This window comes from Devosia sp. P3_B2 (assembly GCF_056402875.1).
This window is the reverse complement of the sequence record NZ_JBFUGO010000005.1, coordinates 196,594-215,500: the sequence shown is the minus strand read 5'-3', so window position 1 is coordinate 215,500 and position 18,907 is coordinate 196,594. Positions and strand designations below refer to the sequence as shown.

At 66.1% G+C, this 18,907-nt stretch carries 20 protein-coding genes; 11 read left to right on the top strand and 9 right to left on the bottom strand.

The window, feature by feature from the left end:
- Positions 1-103: 103 nt before the first annotated feature.
- Positions 104-730, bottom strand: coding sequence for a thermonuclease family protein (locus tag AC1DV8_RS09815; RefSeq protein WP_477157333.1), 627 nt, complete (start codon positions 728-730; stop codon positions 104-106).
- Between the two features lie 180 nt (positions 731-910).
- On the opposite strand from AC1DV8_RS09815, the gene AC1DV8_RS09810 reads away from it, so the two are divergent.
- The gene (locus AC1DV8_RS09810; protein ID WP_477157332.1) at positions 911-2,425 is read left to right on the top strand and encodes a sensor histidine kinase; all 1,515 of its coding nucleotides are present in this window, start codon (positions 911-913) and stop codon (positions 2,423-2,425) included.
- Positions 2,426-2,494: 69 nt separating this feature from the next.
- On the opposite strand, the gene AC1DV8_RS09805 is transcribed toward AC1DV8_RS09810, so the two are convergent.
- The 3 genes from AC1DV8_RS09805 to AC1DV8_RS09795 form a co-directional block, all read right to left on the bottom strand.
- Positions 2,495-3,286, bottom strand: coding sequence for an aminoglycoside adenylyltransferase domain-containing protein (locus tag AC1DV8_RS09805; protein ID WP_477157331.1), 792 nt, complete (start codon positions 3,284-3,286; stop codon positions 2,495-2,497).
- 3 nt (positions 3,287-3,289) lie between these two features.
- Complete coding sequence (gene cobT, locus AC1DV8_RS09800; RefSeq protein ID WP_477157330.1) at positions 3,290-4,303, bottom strand: nicotinate-nucleotide--dimethylbenzimidazole phosphoribosyltransferase; 1,014 nt, start codon at positions 4,301-4,303, stop codon at positions 3,290-3,292.
- 88 nt (positions 4,304-4,391) lie between these two features.
- Positions 4,392-4,856: an SRPBCC family protein gene (locus AC1DV8_RS09795; protein ID WP_477157329.1), complete on the bottom strand. Its 465-nt coding sequence runs from the start codon at positions 4,854-4,856 to the stop codon at positions 4,392-4,394.
- A gap of 61 nt (positions 4,857-4,917) precedes the next feature.
- On the opposite strand from AC1DV8_RS09795, the gene AC1DV8_RS09790 reads away from it, so the two are divergent.
- Complete coding sequence (locus AC1DV8_RS09790) at positions 4,918-5,766, top strand: adenosylcobinamide-GDP ribazoletransferase (RefSeq protein ID WP_477150283.1); 849 nt, start codon at positions 4,918-4,920, stop codon at positions 5,764-5,766.
- On the opposite strand, the gene AC1DV8_RS09785 is transcribed toward AC1DV8_RS09790, so the two are convergent.
- Positions 5,763-6,395 (bottom strand): glutathione binding-like protein, encoded by a 633-nt coding sequence (locus AC1DV8_RS09785; RefSeq protein ID WP_477157328.1) that lies wholly within the window; start codon positions 6,393-6,395, stop codon positions 5,763-5,765. The genes AC1DV8_RS09790 and AC1DV8_RS09785 overlap by 4 nt on opposite strands.
- Positions 6,396-6,514: 119 nt before the next feature.
- Between AC1DV8_RS09785 and AC1DV8_RS09780 the strand changes: the two genes are divergently transcribed.
- From AC1DV8_RS09780 to AC1DV8_RS09770, 3 genes are read left to right on the top strand one after another with little or no spacing between them, the layout of a single operon-like run.
- Positions 6,515-7,402 (top strand): LysR family transcriptional regulator, encoded by an 888-nt coding sequence (locus tag AC1DV8_RS09780; protein WP_477150281.1) that lies wholly within the window; start codon positions 6,515-6,517, stop codon positions 7,400-7,402.
- A 51-nt stretch (positions 7,403-7,453) separates the two neighbouring features.
- Positions 7,454-8,140 carry a retropepsin-like aspartic protease family protein gene (locus AC1DV8_RS09775; RefSeq protein ID WP_477157327.1) on the top strand — a complete coding sequence of 229 codons (687 nt, stop codon included), beginning with the start codon at positions 7,454-7,456 and terminating at the stop codon, positions 8,138-8,140.
- Between the two features lie 43 nt (positions 8,141-8,183).
- Entirely contained in the window at positions 8,184-8,675 is a 492-nt protein-coding gene (locus AC1DV8_RS09770) for a nucleoside deaminase (protein ID WP_477150279.1), read from the top strand.
- 36 nt (positions 8,676-8,711) lie between these two features.
- On the opposite strand, the gene dusA is transcribed toward AC1DV8_RS09770, so the two are convergent.
- Positions 8,712-9,728, bottom strand: coding sequence for a tRNA dihydrouridine(20/20a) synthase DusA (gene dusA, locus AC1DV8_RS09765; protein ID WP_477157326.1), 1,017 nt, complete (start codon positions 9,726-9,728; stop codon positions 8,712-8,714).
- A gap of 62 nt (positions 9,729-9,790) precedes the next feature.
- The gene (locus tag AC1DV8_RS09760; RefSeq protein WP_477157325.1) at positions 9,791-11,209 is read right to left on the bottom strand and encodes a homospermidine synthase; all 1,419 of its coding nucleotides are present in this window, start codon (positions 11,207-11,209) and stop codon (positions 9,791-9,793) included.
- A 203-nt stretch (positions 11,210-11,412) separates the two neighbouring features.
- Here AC1DV8_RS09760 and AC1DV8_RS09755 point away from each other — a divergent pair, with 203 nt between their 5' ends.
- The 6 genes from AC1DV8_RS09755 to AC1DV8_RS09730 all read left to right on the top strand — a co-directional run bounded on the left by AC1DV8_RS09755 (position 11,413) and on the right by AC1DV8_RS09730 (position 16,899).
- Positions 11,413-11,877, top strand: a complete 465-nt coding sequence (locus AC1DV8_RS09755) for a MarR family winged helix-turn-helix transcriptional regulator (RefSeq protein ID WP_477150276.1) — start codon at positions 11,413-11,415, stop codon at positions 11,875-11,877.
- Between the two features lies 1 nt (position 11,878).
- A complete protein-coding gene (locus AC1DV8_RS09750; protein WP_477157324.1) occupies positions 11,879-13,024 on the top strand; it encodes an HlyD family secretion protein in 1,146 nt (381 codons plus the stop codon).
- Position 13,025: 1 nt separating this feature from the next.
- A complete protein-coding gene (locus AC1DV8_RS09745; RefSeq protein WP_477157323.1) occupies positions 13,026-14,579 on the top strand; it encodes a DHA2 family efflux MFS transporter permease subunit in 1,554 nt (517 codons plus the stop codon).
- 65 nt (positions 14,580-14,644) lie between these two features.
- Positions 14,645-15,172: a TetR/AcrR family transcriptional regulator gene (locus AC1DV8_RS09740; protein ID WP_477157322.1), complete on the top strand. Its 528-nt coding sequence runs from the start codon at positions 14,645-14,647 to the stop codon at positions 15,170-15,172.
- A complete protein-coding gene (locus AC1DV8_RS09735) occupies positions 15,150-15,503 on the top strand; it encodes a winged helix-turn-helix transcriptional regulator (protein ID WP_477150272.1) in 354 nt (117 codons plus the stop codon). Before AC1DV8_RS09740 ends, AC1DV8_RS09735 begins: the two co-directional genes overlap by 23 nt.
- Before the next feature lie 121 nt (positions 15,504-15,624).
- A complete protein-coding gene (locus AC1DV8_RS09730; protein WP_477157321.1) occupies positions 15,625-16,899 on the top strand; it encodes an NAD(P)/FAD-dependent oxidoreductase in 1,275 nt (424 codons plus the stop codon).
- An 81-nt stretch (positions 16,900-16,980) separates the two neighbouring features.
- On the opposite strand, the gene AC1DV8_RS09725 is transcribed toward AC1DV8_RS09730, so the two are convergent.
- Both AC1DV8_RS09725 and AC1DV8_RS09720 read right to left on the bottom strand, forming a co-directional pair.
- On the bottom strand, positions 16,981-17,190 hold the full coding sequence (locus AC1DV8_RS09725; RefSeq protein WP_055879654.1) for a cold-shock protein: 210 nt from the start codon (positions 17,188-17,190) through the stop codon (positions 16,981-16,983).
- Positions 17,191-17,383: 193 nt separating this feature from the next.
- A complete protein-coding gene (locus tag AC1DV8_RS09720; RefSeq protein WP_477157320.1) occupies positions 17,384-18,772 on the bottom strand; it encodes a M24 family metallopeptidase in 1,389 nt (462 codons plus the stop codon).
- Positions 18,773-18,907: the final 135 nt, after the last annotated feature.

The window sequence follows — 18,907 nt, the reverse complement described above, 5'->3', positions numbered from 1 at the left end:
GGCAGCCCCCTTGAAATCAGATTGCGTGATGGTGGAAAAATCACCGATGCAGCGCAAAAATACACAGTGCAGGCGGCCATACAACGCAAATATCTTGCGCCTGTCAACTAGACAGAAGGTTCCAAAGCCACGCCAGAAACCGATCAAATCGACTGGGATTTCCGGTCTCGGCGGCGGTAGCAGCCGCCTCGCGCCGGCGCCATGCGGCAGGCGCGTCGAAACTGCCTTGCCAGATGCCGAGCCGCGCCTTGCGGGCTGATGCCTCTACGCCGGCGTAACGGCTTGTGGCAACTGCAAATCCGTCGGCTACCATGGCCTCGGCGATGTCGGTTTTGCCATCGCGGCAGAGGGCGAGCAGCCGGCCGTAGCGGTCGTGGCCCTCCGGCCGGCAGGTGAGTGTCTTGCCGCGCGTCAGGTCGCGCATCCAGCGCGACGAGCGGGCGCCGCACTCCCAGGTGCCGCCGTCAGCCGTGCGGCAGGTCTGGTTCCACTCGGGTGCATCGAGGCCGGTAAGCCGGATGCGCTGGCCGGCGATGTCGATGGTATCGCCGTCGACCACGCGCTCCACGGTGCCAGTCAGCGGCGGGCCGTCGAGCGAGAAAGGTGCGTCGGGCATGATAAGGTAGACTGCGAGCAGCCCCACCCCGATCAACACGACGAACCAGCCTCGCCAACGCATGCGGAAACGGCGCGGCAGCGGCGTGCGGCGCCCGCTTGCCCAGGCCGGCATGGCACTCCGCACTACTGGCGAAGACTGCCGATCGTCTTGGGTTTCACCCATTTGGCCACCCGGCAGTTCACCGTAACTTAACCATGCGGCGCATAGGGTTTTTGCACAAGCGTAACGAACGCGTTTCCTGTTCGCGATAGTGTTGTGTTGAGTATTTGAGTAATGGCGTTGAAGCCCGCGATGCACGATGAAGACGTGCGCGCCCAGATGGGTCGCGAGCTTCGCCGTAACTCGCAGCGGACGGTGTTCGACGCGCGCCAGCGCCTCACCTCAAGCTCCGGCACCCGCGCTTCCTTCGATTTCGAACTGCTCGACGAATATGCCAGCTCCCGGCTTGGCGGGCTGCTGGCCGTGCCGGCCCTGGTGCTGATCCTGGCGCTGTTCGCCAGCCTGTGGGTGTCGCCGCTGGCCGCCGCGGGCTGGGCGGCCCTGATGATCGTCGCCAATCTGGCCGTGGCCTGGCTCTGCCGCCGCTTCAAGGACGAGCCGCAGGAGAAGTTCAACGCCGGGCGCTGGACCGCCAGCTTCGTCGTCGCCGAGATGGTGAACGGCATCGCCTGGGCGCTGCTGTCACTGTTCACGCTGATGACCACCGATGCCGGACCGCTGCTGGTCGCGATGTTCGCCATGGCGCTGATCGGTATTGCCGCCAACGCCGTATCGACGCGCACGCTGCCGGGTGCCACGCTGTCCAGCACGCTGCCCTCCGCGGTGACGGTGACGATGAGCCTCGTCACGGCCGGCGGCACGCTGAACTGGGCGCTGGCCGCGGTCGTCGTTGGCGGCGAGATGTTCTTCGTCTACCTGGCCAAGCAGCTCTACAAGTCGGAACTCGAGACCATCGAGCACCAGGCGGAAAAGGACTCGCTGATCAACGAGCTCGAGGAAGCGCGCGAGATGAGCGACGAGGCGCGACGGCATGCCGAGCAGGCTAATATCGCCAAGTCGCAGTTCCTCGCCACGATGAGCCACGAGTTGCGGACGCCGCTCAACGCCATCATCGGCTTTTCCGAAGTGCTGCAGTCCGAACTGCTCGGGGCGCATAACGTGCCACAGTACAAGGAATATGCCGGCGACATCCATTCGTCCGGCCAGCATTTGCTCAACCTCATCAACGAGCTGCTCGATCTGAGCCGCATCGAGGCGGGCAAGTACGACCTCAACGAAGAGGCGGTCTCGCTGATCGATATCGCCGAGGATTGCCGGCGCATGGTGGAGATCCGCGCCAAGGCCAAGAGCATCGAGCTCAGCGTTAGCTATGCGCACAACCTGCCCAAGCTCTGGGGCGACGAGCGGGCGATCCGCCAGGTGGTGTTGAACCTGCTCTCCAACGCCATCAAGTTCACCCCGCAATCGGGCAAGGTGCACCTGATGGTGACGCGCTCGGGCGATGGCGGGCAGTTGCTGAGCGTGCGCGACAACGGGCCGGGCATTCCCGAGAACGAGATCGAGACGGTGTTGTCGTCGTTCGGTCAGGGTTCGCTGGCGCAGAAGACCGCCGAGCAGGGTGCGGGGCTGGGGCTGCCGATCGTGCAGAAGATCATGGAACTGCACCAGGGGCGGTTCGACCTGTTCTCGAAGTTGCGGTTCGGAACCGAGGTGATCGCGACTTTCCCCCGGGCGCGGGTGATGGATGCGCTGGCGCCGGTGGTGGAGAAGAAGCCGCGGCTGCAGATTTACTCGGAAGCGAGCTGAGCGGGACGACATCCACCGGCCCCACTCTTCCCCGCGAGGGGGGAGATGGGCGTCGAGTAACCGGCCACGTCAGTCCACAATCTCCTCAATTGCCATCTCCACAAATGCCAGTGCATCCCTCCGCCTCGCGAACGGGTTGCCGTATCGCGATGGCTCACCTTTCCGATACGCCAGCGCTTCCTCCACAATCGGCCGCCACCGCGCATCGAACGCCGTTAGTGCCCACTCGCCGGCCGCGGACTTGGAAGCAATCTTGCCCGTGGCTTTGGTGTAGTGGAGGCGGCTGATGCCGAGGACGCCCCACATCGGCATGGCGCGGCCGAACATCTGGACTCCTGTCGACGAAACGCCCGACGCTCGGGCCAACCAACGCCGCCAGTAGCTCTCGGCGTTCCCGCGCACCCATGCGACGAGCCGTTCCCGGTCGTGCCACAGCGCGTCGCGGTCTAGCTCCCCGATGACTGTCACGGCGTCGGCGAGCGCGAACCACGTCACCGGGTTGCGGTTGCCGCGCGCCACGATGACGAAATCGCCCTGTTGGGACGTCGGCCCATCCGCGACAGCGTCGGGGCCGGCGTGCAGTTCATCCTCCGTCAGCCAGACGCCATCGAGGCTCGGCAGGGTCGGGTCGGTGCGATAGCTGCGGTGGACGACGACCAGCGCCTCGGCGTCGTCATCAGTCAGTTCCCGCGATAGCACAGCGACGAAATCGAGATCGCTCCTGCCCGGACGGAAATCGCCATCGGCAACGGAGCCGACAAGATGCAGGCTGCGGATCAGGTCGCCGGTATTGCGCTGCAGCAGGGCGACGAGATGGCCAGTGGCGAGGTCGATGGTCGACTGCGCACCGGCCGCGATCATCGCCTACGCCTCCTTGTCGCTGACCCCGGCGCTTCCGAAGGTCGCCATGTTTTTGTGCAGGTGAAGCGCGGTCTTGGCAAGCACCGCCGCAAGGGCCGCGCCGCTCCCCTCCCCCAGCCGCATGCCGAGGCTGAGCAGCGAGCGCTTGCCCATCGCTTCGAGCGCGCGGGCATGGGCATGCTCGGCGGACACGTGACCGAAGATGCAGTGGTCGATCGAATCCGGGTTCACGGCATGGGCGATCGCCGCAGCGGAGGTGGCGACGAAACCATCGACGATCACCGGGATTTTCTGCTGGCGCGCTGCGATGATGGCGCCGACCATGGCGGCGATCTCGCGACCGCCGAGGCGGGCGAGGATGGCGAGCGGATCGGTGAGCGCGCCGGCATGGAAGGCGATGGCGCGGTCCACCGCGTCGGCCTTGCGCTTGAGGCCGGCATCATCGACGCCGGTGCCGCGGCCAACCCAGTCCGCGCCGGTGCCGCCATAGAGGGCGGTGTAGAGCGCGGCGGCGATGGTGGTGTTGCCGATGCCCATTTCGCCGATGGCGAGCAGGTCGGGCTTTCCAGCGATCGCCTCCATGCCGTAGGCAATGGTGGCGGCGCACATCTTGTCGTCCATCGCCGCTTCGCGCGTGATGTCGCCGGTGGGCAGTTCGAGCGCCAGTTCGAAGACGCGCAGGTTCAGTTCGTGCAGTGCGCATATCTGGCTGATCGCGGCGCCGCCGGCGGTGAAGTTGGCGACCATCTGCGCCGTCACCTCGCGCGGAAAGGCCGAGACGCCCTGGTCGGTGACGCCGTGGTTGGCGGCAAAGATCGCGACCATGGGGTTATCGAGCGTCGGTTTCGCCTTCCCCTGCCAGCGGCCGAGAAACTCGACCAGCCCCTCCAGCTCGCCGAGCGAACCGGGCGGCTTGGTGAGCTGGCGATCGCGCTGGCGGATGGCAGCGACCGCGGCTTCGTCGCCCGAGGGGGCGATATGCAGGAGGTCGATGATGTCGGCGAAGGGGGACGGCAATTTCAGCTCCGGATCGGGGGACGACACTCATGGGCGAGTCCGGCCCCAAGAGTCCAGCACGATCGGGATCAGCAGTGCTGACCTGGGCTCAGCCGATGCCCAGCCGGGCCTTGAGGTCGGACTCGCCCCAGCCCATCAGCACATTGTGGTTCCAGGCGAAGGCGGGACGCAGGATTGGCGCGAAGGCGCGCATCCAGGGTTTGCCGAGGTCGATGCGCCAGTCGTAGCGCACTGCCGTGCCGTCGCCGTCGGTGGTGAGCGTCCAAAGTCCGACACCGTTCAGCTCGCCGCTGGCGCGGCCTTCGATCAGGCGCATCGGCTCTATGCGAGTGGACTCGACGTCGAACGTGATGGTGTAGGGCAGCGCCGTGACCCAGGTCAGGCGGCGGACCGCTCCAACCCCGCTCGCGTCGCCGTCGTGCAGCCGCTCCACCTTGCGAACGGCACGCCACCACGAGGGCCAGGCGTCGACATCGGCGATCTCGGGCCAGACGCGATCCAACGGCGCAGCGATCCGCCAACGCGACACCAGTTCGAACTGGGTGACACTCATCTTGCATTGCCCCGAAGGCCGAAGGACAAGCGAGCATCGCCCCATGGCAAGGGAACCGCAAGTGAGTGACGACGCCCCCGGATCGCCCCCACGGCAGGACAATCATCGCCCGGTCACGCCACCCGAGGCGCCTCCTGCCTATGGCTGGCGGCTGACCGACGACCTGATCATGGGCTTGCGGTTCTTCTCGCGGTTGCCAACCGGTGACAGCCCGTTCGAAAAGCCCGTTCTCAACCGCATCGCGGTGGGATTGGGCTTCACCAGCGTCGCCATCGGGTTCCTGCCGGCGCTGCTGATGATGCTGACGGCCTGGGCCGGGATCCCGAGCTATTTCGCCGCCACGCTGGGCGTCGCGGCCATGCTGGTGGCCACCGGGGCGATGGCCGACGACGCGATTGCCGACAGCGCCGATGGGCTGTTCGGCGGAGCAAGTGTCGAGCGCCGGCTCGAGATCATGAAGGACAGCCGGCACGGCACCTATGGGGTGGCGGCGCTTGGACTCTATCTGCTGTTCCGCATCACGGCGATCGGCGGGGTCGCTGCCCACAACCCGCTTGCGGCCGGCGCCATCTGGCTCGCCTCGACGGTGATCGGACGGTCCGCCTCGCTGTGGCTCAGTGTCGCGCTGCCCAATGCGCGCGAGGGCGGTGCTTCGGCGGCGGTTGGCCGGGTGTCGCGACGGGCCTTCTTCGGCGGCATGGGCTTTGCCGTGCTGCTGGCCTTCGTGCTCGCGGCACCGTTCACCAGCGTCGTCGCGGTGATCGTGTCGCTGGGCGTCGCAGCGGGTGTCGCAGCGGCGTGGGTGTGGGCCTGCCGCAAGCTCATCGGCGGGCAGACCGGCGACCTGATCGGGGCGCTGCAAGCGCTGATCGAGGTCGCCGTGCTGACCGTGTTGCTGATGTTCGTCTAGGCGGCCTTGGCCTCTGGGCTGGCCGAGTGCAGCCGGATCGCCTCGCGGACGTGCGGGCGGGCCTTCATCCGCTCGAACCAGGCGCGGATGTTGGGGAAGTCGCTGAGCGGCGTTTTCGCCGCGGCGGCCCAGTTGACCATCACGAACAGGTAGGCGTCGGCAACGGTGAACTGCTCGCCGAGCAGCCAGGTCCTGCCGGCGAGTTGCTGCTCGACGATGGCGTAGCGGGCGGCGACACGCTTGCGGGCATAGTCCTGCGCCTGTTCCCCGACTTCGGGGTGGAACAGCCAGGGCGAGTAGGTCTTGTGCAGCTCGGTGCCGAGGAAGGTCAGCCACTGGTTGAGCAGCCGCCGCTCGATCGTGCCGAGGCCGGGCGCAAGACCGGCCGCCGGGTTCAGGTCGGCGAGATACTGCAGGATAATGCCGGCCTCGCTGACTTCGCTGCCGTCGTCGAGCGCCAACAGCGGCACATAGTTGCGGGCGTTGATGTCGGTGTAGAGCGTGCTGTCGGCCAGCGTGTGCGGCTCGCCCATGATGTCGACATAGGTGAAATCGAGCGGGACGTCAGCCTCGGCGGCGGCGATGGCGGGGGCAAGCGAGCAACCGTAGGGGTGGTAGTAGAGCTGCATTTGGTCTCTCCGGGTTGGTGATGCCAGAGAGTTAGTCGCGGCGACTTCGAAAGGCGAATGGTGATTTCGCCATCAGCATTTGCATGCTTGCAAGCGGCGCCCATGCTATATCGAGAGCCATGGAAAACTGGAACGACCTGAAGCTGGTGCTCGCCATCGCCCGTGCCGGCACCCTCGGCGGCGGCGCCAATGCGCTGGGCGTCAACCACTCCACCGCCTTCCGGCGGCTGAATACGCTGGAGGAAAAGCTCGGCGTGCGGCTGTTCGAGCGGTTGCCTGGTGGTGTCTACCAGACGACCACCGAAGGCGAACGCGTTGCGACCACCGCCGAGCGGGTCGAAACGGAGGCGGATGCGCTGAGCCGCGAGGTCGGCGGGCGCGACCAGCGGCTCACCGGCGCGTTGCGCGTCACCTCGTCGGAGACGCTGGCCTACAGCGTCCTGACACAGCAGCTGGCTCGGTTCCGCGGGGCGCATCCAGGGATCGTGGTGGAGCTGGTGGTCGACAACCGGGTGCTGAGCCTCAGCCGGCGCGAGGCCGATATCGCGCTGCGCGTCACCCGGCCGAAGGAGCCAGACCTGTTCGGACGGAAGCTCGCCGACATCGCCTGGACCATCTACGGAGCGCCCTCGCTCGGGCCGGTCGACGACCTGGCCGGGCGCGACTTCATTGGCTGGGGCGCGGAGGTGACCGGTATCGCTGCGGCGGACTGGCTCGGCGAGAAGATCGAGCCGCGTCATATCGTCTATCGCGCCAGCAGCCTCATCAACCAGTTCACTGCCGCAAAGGCCGGCATCGGCTATGCGGTGCTGCCCTGCTACCTCGGCGACATCGAGCCGGGGCTGGTGCGGGCCAGTGCCGGTCCGGTCATCGAGTTGACACGCGAGCTATGGATCGTCACCCATGCTGACCTCAGGAAGACGGCGCGAGTCCGGGCCTTCTTCGATATCGTCGGCGATGGGCTGATCGCGCAGAGTTCACTGTTTGCCGGTCAGCGCACTGCTTGAATTGCGCCGGCGCCACCCCATTATCGTGGAAGCGCCAGCGAAGGGATTTGCATGCTGTTCATCGGTTTCGCCATCGTCATCGCCATCGGGCTGGCCCTCCTGGTCAGCGCCGACGCCGGAACGATGGTCGGCCTCACGCAGGAACAACTGGGCCAACTGCTGCCGCTGCTGGTCATCCTGATCTTCATCGCGGGCGGGCTGTTCTCTCGGCGACACAGGTTCTCCGAGCTGTTCGGCAACCTGATCCTGTGGGCCGGCATCTTCGGCGTCGTGCTGGTCGGCTACACCTATCGCGACGACCTCTCGGGGGTTGCGTCGCGGGTATTCGGCGAGCTGATGCCCGGCATCGCGGTGGTCGACGGAGAGCGCGGCACGGCCACGTTCCGCGGCGGGCGCGACGGGCACTTCCAGATCAACGCGACCATCAACGGCTCGGACATCCGGACCATCTTCGATACCGGCGCCAGCGCCGTGGTGCTGACGCATGGCGACGCCGAGAAAGCCGGCATTGCTACGGACGTGCTGAACTACAACGTCTCGGTCTCCACCGCCAACGGCACCGGCAAGGCCGCGAGCGTTACGCTCGACCAGATCGAGGTCGGCGGCATCGTGCGCAACAACGTGCGCGCCTTCATCGCGGAACGCGGCGCGCTGGAAACGAGCCTCCTCGGCATGAGCTTTCTCGGTACGCTGAGCCGCTATGCGGTGACCGGCAACGCGCTCGAACTGGTCGACTGAGCCGGGCTCGGGCATAGTCTGCGGGCAATCAACGGAGACCCCGATGCCCGCACGCCCCTATGACGAAGCCCTGCTGCGCCAATCCTTCGCCGTGGCCAAGCGCTCGCGCGATGGCGGCGACCATCCGTTCGGCTCGGTGCTGGCGGACAAGCACGGCAAGGTGCTGCGCGAACAGGGCAACGGCTACAGCTCGGAAGGCGGCGACCGCACCGCACATGCCGAGAAGCTGCTGGCTTCGTGGGCGGCCAAGAACCTCAGCCTCGAAGAGCTGAAAGACTGCACGCTCTATACCTCGGCCGAGCCCTGCGCGATGTGCTCGGGCGCCATCTACTGGGCCGGCATCGGCCGCGTGGTTTTCGGCCAGACCGAACGCGACCTCAAGGCGCAGACCGGCGCGCACGAGGAGAACCCGACGCTCGACTTGCCCTGCCACATCGTGTTCGAGGCGGGGCAACGGCCGACCGAGATCGTCGGGCCGATGCTAGCGGAGGAAGCGGCGCAACTGCAGGCGGACTTCTGGAAGGACAAGCACTAGAGGCCGGTGGCTCCCTGACTCCGGGGACGGCCTCAACTAAACCGCCAGCGCCAGCTCCGGCTCCAGCGCGTCGAAGGCGCGCATGATGACTTCCGGACCGGCGCCGCGCTTGCAGGCGTCGACGCTCAGGATCTGGCGGAAGGTGCGGGCGCCGGCGCGGGCGTTGGCGAGGCCCAGCATGTGGCGGGTGATGTTGTTGAGCCGTGCGCCCTTGCCGATCTCGCGCTCGGCATACTCGGCCATCGCCAGCATCACGTCGCGCAGTTCAACGGTCCGCTTCGGCGCGCCGAAGAAGCGCTCGTCGACCAGCGTCAGCAGCATCGGATCGTGATAGGCGAGCCGGCCGAGCATGACACCCGAGACATGCGGCATGTGCGCCTCGGCGTCCTTGATCGACTTGATGCCGCCGTTGAGCATGACCGGCAGTGGCGCCAGCCGCTCGGCCAGGCGATGAACGCGAGGGTAGTCGAGCGGCGGGATTTCGCGGTTTTCCTTGGGGCTCAGGCCCTTGAGCCAGGCCTTGCGCGCATGAACATAGAGCGCATCGACGCCGGCCGCGACCATGGTGTCGGCGAAGCGGTCGAGGCTCTCTTCGGTATCCTGATCGTCGATGCCGATGCGGCACTTCACCGTCACTGGCCTGTCGGTGGCGTCGCGCATCGCGCGGACGCACTCCGCAACCAGGTCCGGCTCCGCCATCAGGCAGGCGCCGAAACGGCCCGACTGCACGCGATCGGACGGGCAGCCGACATTGAGGTTGATCTCGGCATAGCCAAACTCAGTGGCGATGCGGGTCGCCTCGGCCAATTCCTTCGGGTCTGACCCGCCGAGCTGCACCGCTACCGGCTGCTCCACCGCATCGAATCCCAGCAGCCGCTCGCGCGGGCCATGCACCACTGCCGCGCTGGTCACCATCTCGGTGAACAGCAGCGCGCGAGACGTCAGCAGCCGATGCAGGTACCGACAATGCCTGTCGGTCCAATCCATCATCGGGGCCACCGAAAGGCGGCGGGCGGTTGCGAGGTCGTGTGCCATGCCCGGGAAATAGGGCATGCTGATCGAAAATGCCAGACGCCACGACCACCGGGTCGGGGTCACCCCATCAAGGAGCGTCCTCAGCAGACGCGCAGGTTCTTGAACTGCCAGGGGTCGTCCCGGTCCAGGTCTTCGGCGAAGAGCTGCCCCCGGCCATCGAGCGGCGACCAATCGCCGTAGACACCGACCACGTCGCCGAGATAGGGCCGCGCCACGCGCATGATGTCCTCATGGCCGAGGTCGTCGGGTTCGACGATGCCGGCATCAGGGTGCTGGATGGCCCAGACGGTGCCGGCGAGGATGCCCGCCGCGACCTGCAGGCTGGTGGCGTTATTGTGCGGCACCAGCGCCCGGGCCTGTTCGATGCCGAGGCGCGAGCCGAACCAGTAGACGCCCCGTTCGTTGCCCATCAGCAGCACGCCCAGTTCGTCCAGGCCGGAGACGACATCGTCCCGGATGATCCGCGCGCGGTGCTGCGGCACCCAGCCCCTGCCCGCCATCTCGTGCAATGACAGCACGGCGTCGTCGCAGGGGTGGTAGGCGTAGTGGACGGTCGGCCGGTACACCACGCGCCCGGCCTCTCGGACGGTCAGGTGGTCGCTGATCGACATCGACTCGCAATGGGTGATGAGGAACCCCTGGTAGGCGCCCTCGAGCGGCGTCCAGCTGCGCACGCGGGTCGAGGCGCCGGGGCGGTTGAGATAGATCGCGGTGCCGCAGCCGAAGCAGTGCCGCTCGGCATCTTCAGGCCAGTGACGCTCATGCGTGCCCCAGCCGAGCTCGGCCGGCTGCAGCCCCTCGGTCACGAGGCCCGGCACCGACCAGGTGTTGACGAACTCGTCCCGTTGCTTGCGCTGCGCACTCAGCTGGGTGTCGCGCTCGGCGACATGGATCGCCTTGATCCCGAGCGTGCGGGCGAGCTTGGCCCAGGCGACCCGCTCTGCCTCGTGGGGCGGGTCGATGCCGGCGTCGTCCGCCATGCGCAACAGCGCCTCCTTGACGAAGATCGAGGCAAGGCCGGGGTTGGCCCCCATTGTCATGACCGCGGTGGGACCGGCGGGGCGCTCACCGCGGAGGGCCAGCACCTCCTCGCGCAGGGCGTAGTTGGACCGCTCTGATTGCGTACGCAAGCCGAAGGGGTCGTCGCCCGGCCAGCGCTGAATGCAGGTATCGAGATAGAGGGCGCCGCGGGCACGGCAGAACTCAATCAAGGCGGTGCTGGAAAGACCGACCGACAGGTTGAGCACAAAGCTCCCCGGCACGATCAGCGGCTCGAGCACTTCGCGATAGTTGTACTCCGTCAGCGGTAGGATTCGGTGCCCCACGCCATAGGCGCGAGCAATCTCAGCGCCGTTGTCATCGGCGGTGATGATCTCGATCCGCTCTGGTGGCAGGTCGAGGTGACGCAGCAGCAGCGGCAGGCTTGCCTGCGCGATACTGCCGAACCCCAACATGACAAGTCGACCCGAGAGTGGCGCGTGCTTGATGTGGCTGTCCATTTTCGCTCGCCTTCGCGCGCGTGTTTTGGGCCTCTGCGAAGATAACTGTCTGACCCTGCTTTAAGTTTCATCGCGCAACGCTTTCTCGATGCAAGGCCGATCGAGTCGTCCCGCGCGCCATGCATGGGAGCAACGCGTCTTTAGATAGCATGCTAACGGTCCGGTTCATTGACTTCGTATGTGCACTTATTATATGTGCACTTATGAAATCGAATTTCGGATACAAGCACCAAGCCCCGCTGGGCTACCTGATCAACGAAGTGGGCCGACTGATGAAGCGCCGCTTCGAGGAAGAGGCCCGCATCCACGGCATCACGCTGCCACAGTGGAAGGTGTTGGCGCATGTCGGCATGAACGAAGGCATCACGCAGGTGGCGCTGGCCGCGGCGACCGACACCGACCCGATGACTGTATCGGGCGTGCTCGACCGGCTGGAGAAGCGGGGCCTGATCGACCGCTATGCCGACCCGACCGACAGCCGCGCCAAGCTCGCCCGGCTGACGACCGAGGGCGAAGAAGTTTATGCAACGGCCCGGAAGGTCGGGCTCGCCATGTATGAGGCCGCGCTCGAGGGAGTCTCCCCCGAGGATCGGCAAACAGTAATTTCTGCGCTCATGAGGATGCGCGACAATCTTTCCGGCCAGGCGGCCGAACTCGAGGAAGTCTGAAATGAACGCCCGCGTTACCCCCCCTGCTCCCGGCGAAGCCAAGCCGGTTCTGGTCCCGGCCGCCGAGGCAGCGAAGCCGGAGGCGGTCGCCACCCCCGAGGCGCCGGCCAAGAAGAAGCGTTCTGGCAAGCGGCTGGCATTGATGCTGGCGGTGCCGGTGGTGCTGGCGGCAGGTGGCGGCTATTTCTGGCTGACCGGCGGGCGCTATGTCGAAACCGACAATGCCTATGTGCAGCAGCCCAAGGTGTCGGTGTCGTCCGACGTCGCAGGCCGCATCGTTTCGGTGGCGGTAAAGGACAACCAGTTGGTCAAGGCCGGCGATGCGTTGTTCGCCATCGACGCCGAGCCCTATCGCATCGCCCTCAGCCAGGCCGACGCCGCGCTCGCCACCGCCCGGGTGAATGTCGAGCAGCTGCGCGTCGGCTATTCAACGGCCACCGCCAAGCTCGAGGCCGCCAAATCCACCCTCGCCATCCGGCAGAAGGAATGGGACCGCGCGTCGAACCTCCAGAAGCAGGGCATCTCGGCCGAGTCTGCACTCGATGACTCACGTCTTGCCTTGCAGCAGGCGCAGTCGAACGTGTCGCTCGAGGAGCAGGACGTGGCCAACGCCACGGCGGCACTCGGTGGCGATCCCAACATCAAGACCGACGACCATCCCGCGGTGCGCGCAGCCCTCGCGGCGCGCGACAACGCCCAGCGCAACCTCGACAAGAGCACGATCGTCGCTCCCGCGGACGGCATCGTCAGCCAGGTCGCGAGCCTCAATGTCGGCCAGTTCATCAACACCGGCTCGACCATCGCTACGCTGGTCGAAACCGGCGACACCTGGGTCGAGGCCAACTTCAAGGAAACGCAGCTCACCACTCTATCGGTCGGCATGCCGGCCGAGGTGAAGGTCGACGCCTATCCCGGGCTGGCGATCGAGTGCCAGGTCGCGTCGATCGGCGCGGCAACGGGCGCGGAGTTCGCGCTGATCCCGGCGCAGAACGCCACCGGCAACTGGGTGAAGGTTACGCAGCGCGTGCCGGTCAACATCTCGTGCGACACGGGAACGGACCTGCTCCGCGCCGGCATGAGCGCCTCCGTCAACGTCGACACCAAGCCCGAAGGGGGCCAGGCTGCCGAAGGCCCGAAGGCGCTCTAAAATGGCTGCCGCCGGTCCCGCTATCTCGGCCCCGACCGTTGTGGTGAAGAACAAGGGCCTGCTGACGGCCGCCATCATGGTGGCGGTGATCATGCAGGTGCTCGACACCACTATCGCGAACGTTGCCCTGCCCCACATGCGGGCCAGCCTTGGTGCGTCGCAGGACGAGATCAACTGGGTGCTGACCTCCTACATCGTCGCCGCGGCCATCGCGACGCCGCTCACCGGCTGGTTCTCCGACCGCTTCGGCCGGCGTAACCTGCTGCTCGCTGCCGTCGTGGGTTTCACCGCTGCGTCGCTGCTGTGCGGTATCGCCACCAATCTGACCCAGATGGTGCTGTTCCGCGTCATCCAGGGCGTCTGTGGCGCCATGCTGGTGCCGCTGGCGCAGGCGACGATGATGGACATCAACCCGCGCGAGCAGCTCGGGCAGGCGATGGCGATCTTTGGCGCCGGCATCATGTTCGGGCCGATCATCGGGCCGACGCTGGGTGGCTGGCTGACCGAGACGTTCAACTGGCGCGCGGTGTTCCTCGTCAACCTGCCGGTCGGCATTCTTGCCTTCTTCATGCTGTTCGCGCTGATGCCGAACACGGCCATCAAGGTCCGCAAGTTCGATTTCTTCGGTTTCGGCATGCTGGCGCTTGCCGTCGCGTCGCTGCAGATGCTGCTCGATCGCGGCCAGGGCGTCGGCTGGTTCGACTCGGCCGAAATCTGGATCTACCTGCTGCTGGCCATCTCGGGCGTGTGGGTGTTCGTGGTTCACTGCCTGACCGCCGAGAACCCGTTCATCGACATGGCGATGTTCAGGGATCGCAACTTCGTCACCGGCCTGACGCTGATCTTCATCACCGGCATCACCCTGTTCTCCGGCCTGGCACTGCTGCCGCCGATGCTGCAGGGGCTGATGGGCTTTCCGGTGATCGAAACCGGACTGCTGATGGGTCCACGCGGCATCGGAACGATGGTGTCGATGATCGTCGTCGGCCGCCTGGTGTCAAAGTACGACCCGCGCCTGCTGATCGTCGCCGGTACCCTGCTGATGGGCTACTCGCTGTTCATGATGACCGAGTTCGACATCGTGATGAGCTCCGGGCCGATCCTCGTCTCTGGCTTCATCCAGGGCGTCGGCATGGGCTTCATCTTCGTGCCGCTCAACTCGCTGGCATTCGCCACCATCAACGCGAAGTACCGGGTCGATGCGACCTCGATGTTCAGCCTCATCCGTAACGTGGGCCAGGGGGTCGGCATCTCGTTCGTCACGATGATCCTGGCGCAGATGCAGGTGGTGAACTATGGCGAGCTGGCCGAGCGCATCACCCTCGACTCGGGCCCGCTGCGCGACTTCGCGACGGCCGCGGGTGGCTTCGCCAATGTCGTCGGCTCGCTGCACGGCATGATCACGCAGCAGGCCGCGATGCTCGCCTTCCTCGATGACTTCAAGCTGATGATGATCATCACTTTCGCCTCGCTGCCCATCGTCTTCCTACTGCGCCGCCCCAAGGCCGCAAAGCCGATGACCGCTGAGGAACGCGCGCACGCCATGGGCGAATAGCGCGAGACACCGACCAATCCCGGTCGTCAGCCGGCGACCGGGGCAACTACGACTATGGGTGCTCTATGACTTCAGCTCTTCCCGGCAGACCTGCCGAACGCCGCGTGCCGAACTTCCGCCGGCAGGCGGGGCGACGCGACCAGATCATCGACGCGGCGCTCGAGGTGTTCTTCGACAAGGGCTACGAGCGCGGCCGCATCGAGGACGTGGCCAAACTCTCCGGCGTCGGCAAATCGGCGGTGCTCTACCACTTCGGCTCGAAGCTGGCGCTGGTGGCCAGTGTCGTCGCCACCCACTGCCTGCCGGCGACGCCCGTGGGCACGGCCGAACAAGCCATCGAGGCGGGCCTCACGCAGCCTACCGCTGCCAAAGTGCTCCGCTTCGTCATGACCGAGCAGCGCCGGCTACCGTCGCTGGGCCGGCTCTATGTCACCGCTATCGTCGGACGCGTCAGCAGCTGGCAGAGTTTTGACAACATCGACGCCGTACGGGCCGGGGTCGCCGGCGCCTTCGGGCGCATGGCCGCCCGCGTGCTGTTCGAAGGATATCCCGAGATTGAAGGAGAGCATGATGGCCGCAGCCAGCCAGTTTGAGATTGTGCACGAGATCCTCGATCTGGCCGGCGCCCGCTGGACCATCGACGTGTTGACTGCGCTGCGCGGCGAGCGCCTGCGCTTCAACGAGATTGCGCGCACCGTCGACGGCATTTCGCAGAAGCAGCTCACCCAGACGCTGCGCAGCCTGCAGCGTCACGGCTTCGCCCTGCGCGTCGCCTTCGCCACCATCCCGCCGCGGGTGGAATACGAGCTCACCGAGCTTGGCCAGGACTTCGTCGCCAGCGTTCGCCCGCTGGGGGCGTTCGCCGTGCGCAATCAGCAGAGCATCGAAGCGGCGCGCCGGGACTTCGACGCGCCGTCGCTCTAGCGGCCGACAGAGGCCCCTGCGACCCTCGCATGCGTGACCTGCGCTGACGCCTTGGCTCGACCGTTGTTGCTGATCTCGCCGGGGCTTACATGCAGGTCGGGCGCAAAGTTTGGGGTTTGAGATGACCAACTCGGCTCAAAGACATCGCGTCGTCGTCATCGGCGGCGGGTTCGGCGGATTGGCGGCAATCCAGAAGCTCCGGGGCGCCGATGTCGACATCACCGTCATCGACCGGCGCAACCACCACCTGTTCCAGCCGCTGCTCTACCAGGTGGCGACCACCGCCCTCAGCCCGTCGGAAATCGCCTGGCCGATCCGCATGCTGGTCAAGCACCGGCCGGAGGTCACGACGCTGCTCGGCAACGTCACCGGCATCGACAAGGCGGCGCAGCTGGTCGAACTGGAGGATGGCGGGCGCGTTCCCTATGACAGCCTGATCATCGCCACCGGCGCCCGGCACGCCTATTTCGGCCATGACGACTGGGAGCCATTCGCGCCGGGCCTCAAAACGCTGGAGGACGCGACCGCAATGCGCCGCCGACTGCTGCTGGCATTCGAGGCGGCGGAGCGGGAGACCGATCCGGAGAAGCGCAAGGCCTTGCTGACCTTCGCCATCATCGGTGCAGGCCCCACCGGCGTAGAGCTGGCCGGCGCGGTGATCGAGCTGGCGCGCACCTCGCTGAGGCACGAGTTCCGCTCGATCAAACCGGAAGAGGCGCGCGTCATCCTCATCGAAGCGGGGCCGCGCGTGCTGGCGAACTTCCGAGAGAGCCTCTCGGGCTACGCCAAGTCGGCGCTGGAAAAGCTCGGCGTCGAGGTGCTGCTGGGCCAGCCGGTCACCGAGGTGACGGCGGATACTGTCCGCTTCGATGGCCATGTGCTGCATGCCAACACCATCATCTGGGCGGCGGGCGTATTGGCGTCGCCGGCAGCCAAGTGGCTCGGCGTCGAGGCGGATCGTGCCGGGCGGATCAAGGTCGAGCCTGACCTTACGGTGCCGGGCAGCCCAAACATCTTCGCCATCGGCGACACGGTGACGGTGCTGGCGCCTAATGGCAAACCCGTGCCGGGAATCGGCGATGCGGCAAAGCAGGGCGGCAAGTATGCCGCCTCGGTGATCAAGGCGCGGCTCAAGGGGCAGACCGTGGGACCGTTCCGTTATCGCCACCTGGGCGACATCGCGACCGTGGGCAAGAGCGCCGCGCTGATCGACTTCGGCTGGATCCAGCTCACCGGCTGGATCGGCTGGTGGACCTGGGGGCTCGCCCACATCTATTTCCTGATCGGTCTCAAGAACCGCGTCTCGGTGGCGATCAGCTGGCTGTGGATCTACCTTACCGGCCACCGCAGTGCGCGGCTGATCACCTGGGGCGAGGCAGGCAGCGGAAAGAAGTAGCGACATACGCCGGCCCACGGCAATAAAGAGGCCGGGAACCTCGCGGTACCCGGCCTCTTCAATGCAAAATCCTACGCCAGATCAGGCGGCGGAGATCTCGGTGACGGCGATCTTGCCGGTGCGGCGATCTTCGCCGGTCTCGAACGAGACCTTCTGGCCCTCGCTGAGGCCGGTCAGGCCAGCGCGCTGCAGAGCGGTGGCGTGCACGAACACGTCCTTCGCGCCGCTATCGGGCTGAATGAAGCCGTAGCCCTTCTGATCGTTGTAGAATTTGACGGTGCCCTTTTCCATCGGGTAGTCCCTCTTCGCAGTGATGTTGGTGGACAGAACGACGTGCTATCACCCTGCCCGGTCAGTCGAATTTTGGAAGTCCTATCGTGCGCCTGACCGATCGCGGTGGCTTACGGCCGGAAGTCAGCCAAATGTCGATGGAAACGAGATAAATGGCGTTTAGCAAATTGGCAAGCACGGCTCGGTGTGCGCATCACGCTTTGGAAACGATCCGGTCGGGCGACAGCCAGTAAGGTGGCATGGCGCCGGCCAAATTCGATAGCGGCATAACTTCCGGCTTCAGCCGAATTCCGAGCACATCCCCCATGAAGGCGCGCCGCGCCTCGACGCGATTCCACACGTCGGGGAAGTCGGCTTTCAGCTCGTCCCTGCCCTTGTCGTCGAGCAGCGCGATGCCATCCTCGATGTTGGCGCCCTGGTATGGCGGCCCGGCCGCCGGAATGATGTCGCATTGCACCGCCTGGCCCGACAGGAACGGCTCCTTCGAACCCGGATAGACCGGCGTGTTCATCCACTCGTCGATGTGGATCAGGTGCCCGGGATTGAGCACCAGCTTGAAGAACGGCGTGTCGAGGTGCCGGCGCGCCAGCGCGTCGAGTTCGCCCCCCGTGACGCCGATGCCGATGGTCTCGTACCACCCGGCGGCGCAGGCGAAATAGGGTCCGGCGAGGCGGTCGACATAGTCGCGGACATTCTCCGGCAGTTCCGACTCATCGGCCACCAGCCAGCCCATACGGCTCGACAGGCCTCCCCAGTAGCCGACCGCCGAGGTCATCGGGTCGCCCTTCTCGAGCTTCTTACCGGACGGGCTGTTGAGCCCGACCAACCGATCGCCGGACGAGAACATGGTGTGGCACGAGTGCGGCAGCACGCCGAGCCGCATCTGCTGCACCGCCTCGAACTCGCTCATCCCCGGCCGTACATTGGCGATCACCGCCTTCACGGCTTCCGAGCAGGCCACCGCGCCGAACTCGAACTGCGCGATCTGCACGATCTCGTTGACGGCGCGCAGCCCGGTCACCGAGTGCATCAGCAGCGCGTTGGCGTTCACGACCCGGCCATCCGGCCCGACGATCTGGCGCAATGTGTCGACGATATACGATGGCGTCTCGAGCCAGGCCTCGGGCTTGGCCGCCTCATCGGGGCCAAAGTACTTCCAGCCGAGTACGCCGATGCGCTGGTGGTGGGCGATGCCGGCGTTGCGCAGCACCTCGGCCAGCGCCGGGGTCTTGGTGCGATCCTGCCCCAACAGGCCGAATGGCGGGTAGAGCCGGGCCTCCAGATCGATGGCGGCATTGGCGGCGCGGCCGAGGTTCTCGGGGCCGGCCAGCAGCGTCGGCGTGGTGTCCGGGGTGATCAGCAGCAGCGCTTCCTCGAAGCGCGGATCGAACCCGGTGATGTAGGCGAGGTTCGCCGAATGCTCGCGGTCAGCATAGACCACCAGCGCATCGAGCCCCGCCGCACGGCGTGCCCTGCCGAGCGCGGCGAAGCGGGCGAGATAGACGGAACGGTCGAGTTCAGGACGCGTTGAGGGAATGCCGAACTCAGGCAGCTTGGCGTCGATCATGCGAAAGGCAGGCATTGAGCGGGGTCCCCATCCCGGAGGCACTTTTCTTTGGTTGTCACGGAAAGCGCCGACGAAAGCAACTCAAGCCGGAAAGAGTTGACAACGGGGCGAAACTAGATGCTATTGCAAACCATTCGCAACAAGAGATTG

Excerpts from the sequence above, each read along its gene's own strand:
- AC1DV8_RS09815 (WP_477157333.1), bottom strand. The coding sequence starts at position 730 with ATGCCGGCCTGGGCAAGCGGGCGCCGCACGCCGCTGCCGCGCCGTTTC.
- AC1DV8_RS09810 (WP_477157332.1), top strand. The coding sequence starts at position 911 with ATGCACGATGAAGACGTGCGCGCCCAGATGGGTCGCGAGCTTCGCCGT.
- AC1DV8_RS09805 (WP_477157331.1), bottom strand. The coding sequence starts at position 3,286 with ATGATCGCGGCCGGTGCGCAGTCGACCATCGACCTCGCCACTGGCCAT.
- AC1DV8_RS09795 (WP_477157329.1), bottom strand. The coding sequence starts at position 4,856 with ATGAGTGTCACCCAGTTCGAACTGGTGTCGCGTTGGCGGATCGCTGCG.
- AC1DV8_RS09785 (WP_477157328.1), bottom strand. The coding sequence starts at position 6,395 with ATGCAGCTCTACTACCACCCCTACGGTTGCTCGCTTGCCCCCGCCATC.
- AC1DV8_RS09780 (WP_477150281.1), top strand. The coding sequence starts at position 6,515 with ATGGAAAACTGGAACGACCTGAAGCTGGTGCTCGCCATCGCCCGTGCC.
- AC1DV8_RS09775 (WP_477157327.1), top strand. The coding sequence starts at position 7,454 with ATGCTGTTCATCGGTTTCGCCATCGTCATCGCCATCGGGCTGGCCCTC.
- AC1DV8_RS09770 (WP_477150279.1), top strand. The coding sequence starts at position 8,184 with ATGCCCGCACGCCCCTATGACGAAGCCCTGCTGCGCCAATCCTTCGCC.
- dusA (WP_477157326.1), bottom strand. The coding sequence starts at position 9,728 with ATGCCCTATTTCCCGGGCATGGCACACGACCTCGCAACCGCCCGCCGC.
- AC1DV8_RS09760 (WP_477157325.1), bottom strand. The coding sequence starts at position 11,209 with ATGGACAGCCACATCAAGCACGCGCCACTCTCGGGTCGACTTGTCATG.
- AC1DV8_RS09755 (WP_477150276.1), top strand. The coding sequence starts at position 11,413 with ATGAAATCGAATTTCGGATACAAGCACCAAGCCCCGCTGGGCTACCTG.
- AC1DV8_RS09750 (WP_477157324.1), top strand. The coding sequence starts at position 11,879 with ATGAACGCCCGCGTTACCCCCCCTGCTCCCGGCGAAGCCAAGCCGGTT.
- AC1DV8_RS09745 (WP_477157323.1), top strand. The coding sequence starts at position 13,026 with ATGGCTGCCGCCGGTCCCGCTATCTCGGCCCCGACCGTTGTGGTGAAG.
- AC1DV8_RS09740 (WP_477157322.1), top strand. The coding sequence starts at position 14,645 with ATGACTTCAGCTCTTCCCGGCAGACCTGCCGAACGCCGCGTGCCGAAC.
- AC1DV8_RS09735 (WP_477150272.1), top strand. The coding sequence starts at position 15,150 with ATGGCCGCAGCCAGCCAGTTTGAGATTGTGCACGAGATCCTCGATCTG.
- AC1DV8_RS09730 (WP_477157321.1), top strand. The coding sequence starts at position 15,625 with ATGACCAACTCGGCTCAAAGACATCGCGTCGTCGTCATCGGCGGCGGG.
- AC1DV8_RS09725 (WP_055879654.1), bottom strand. The coding sequence starts at position 17,190 with ATGGAAAAGGGCACCGTCAAATTCTACAACGATCAGAAGGGCTACGGC.
- AC1DV8_RS09720 (WP_477157320.1), bottom strand. The coding sequence starts at position 18,772 with ATGCCTGCCTTTCGCATGATCGACGCCAAGCTGCCTGAGTTCGGCATT.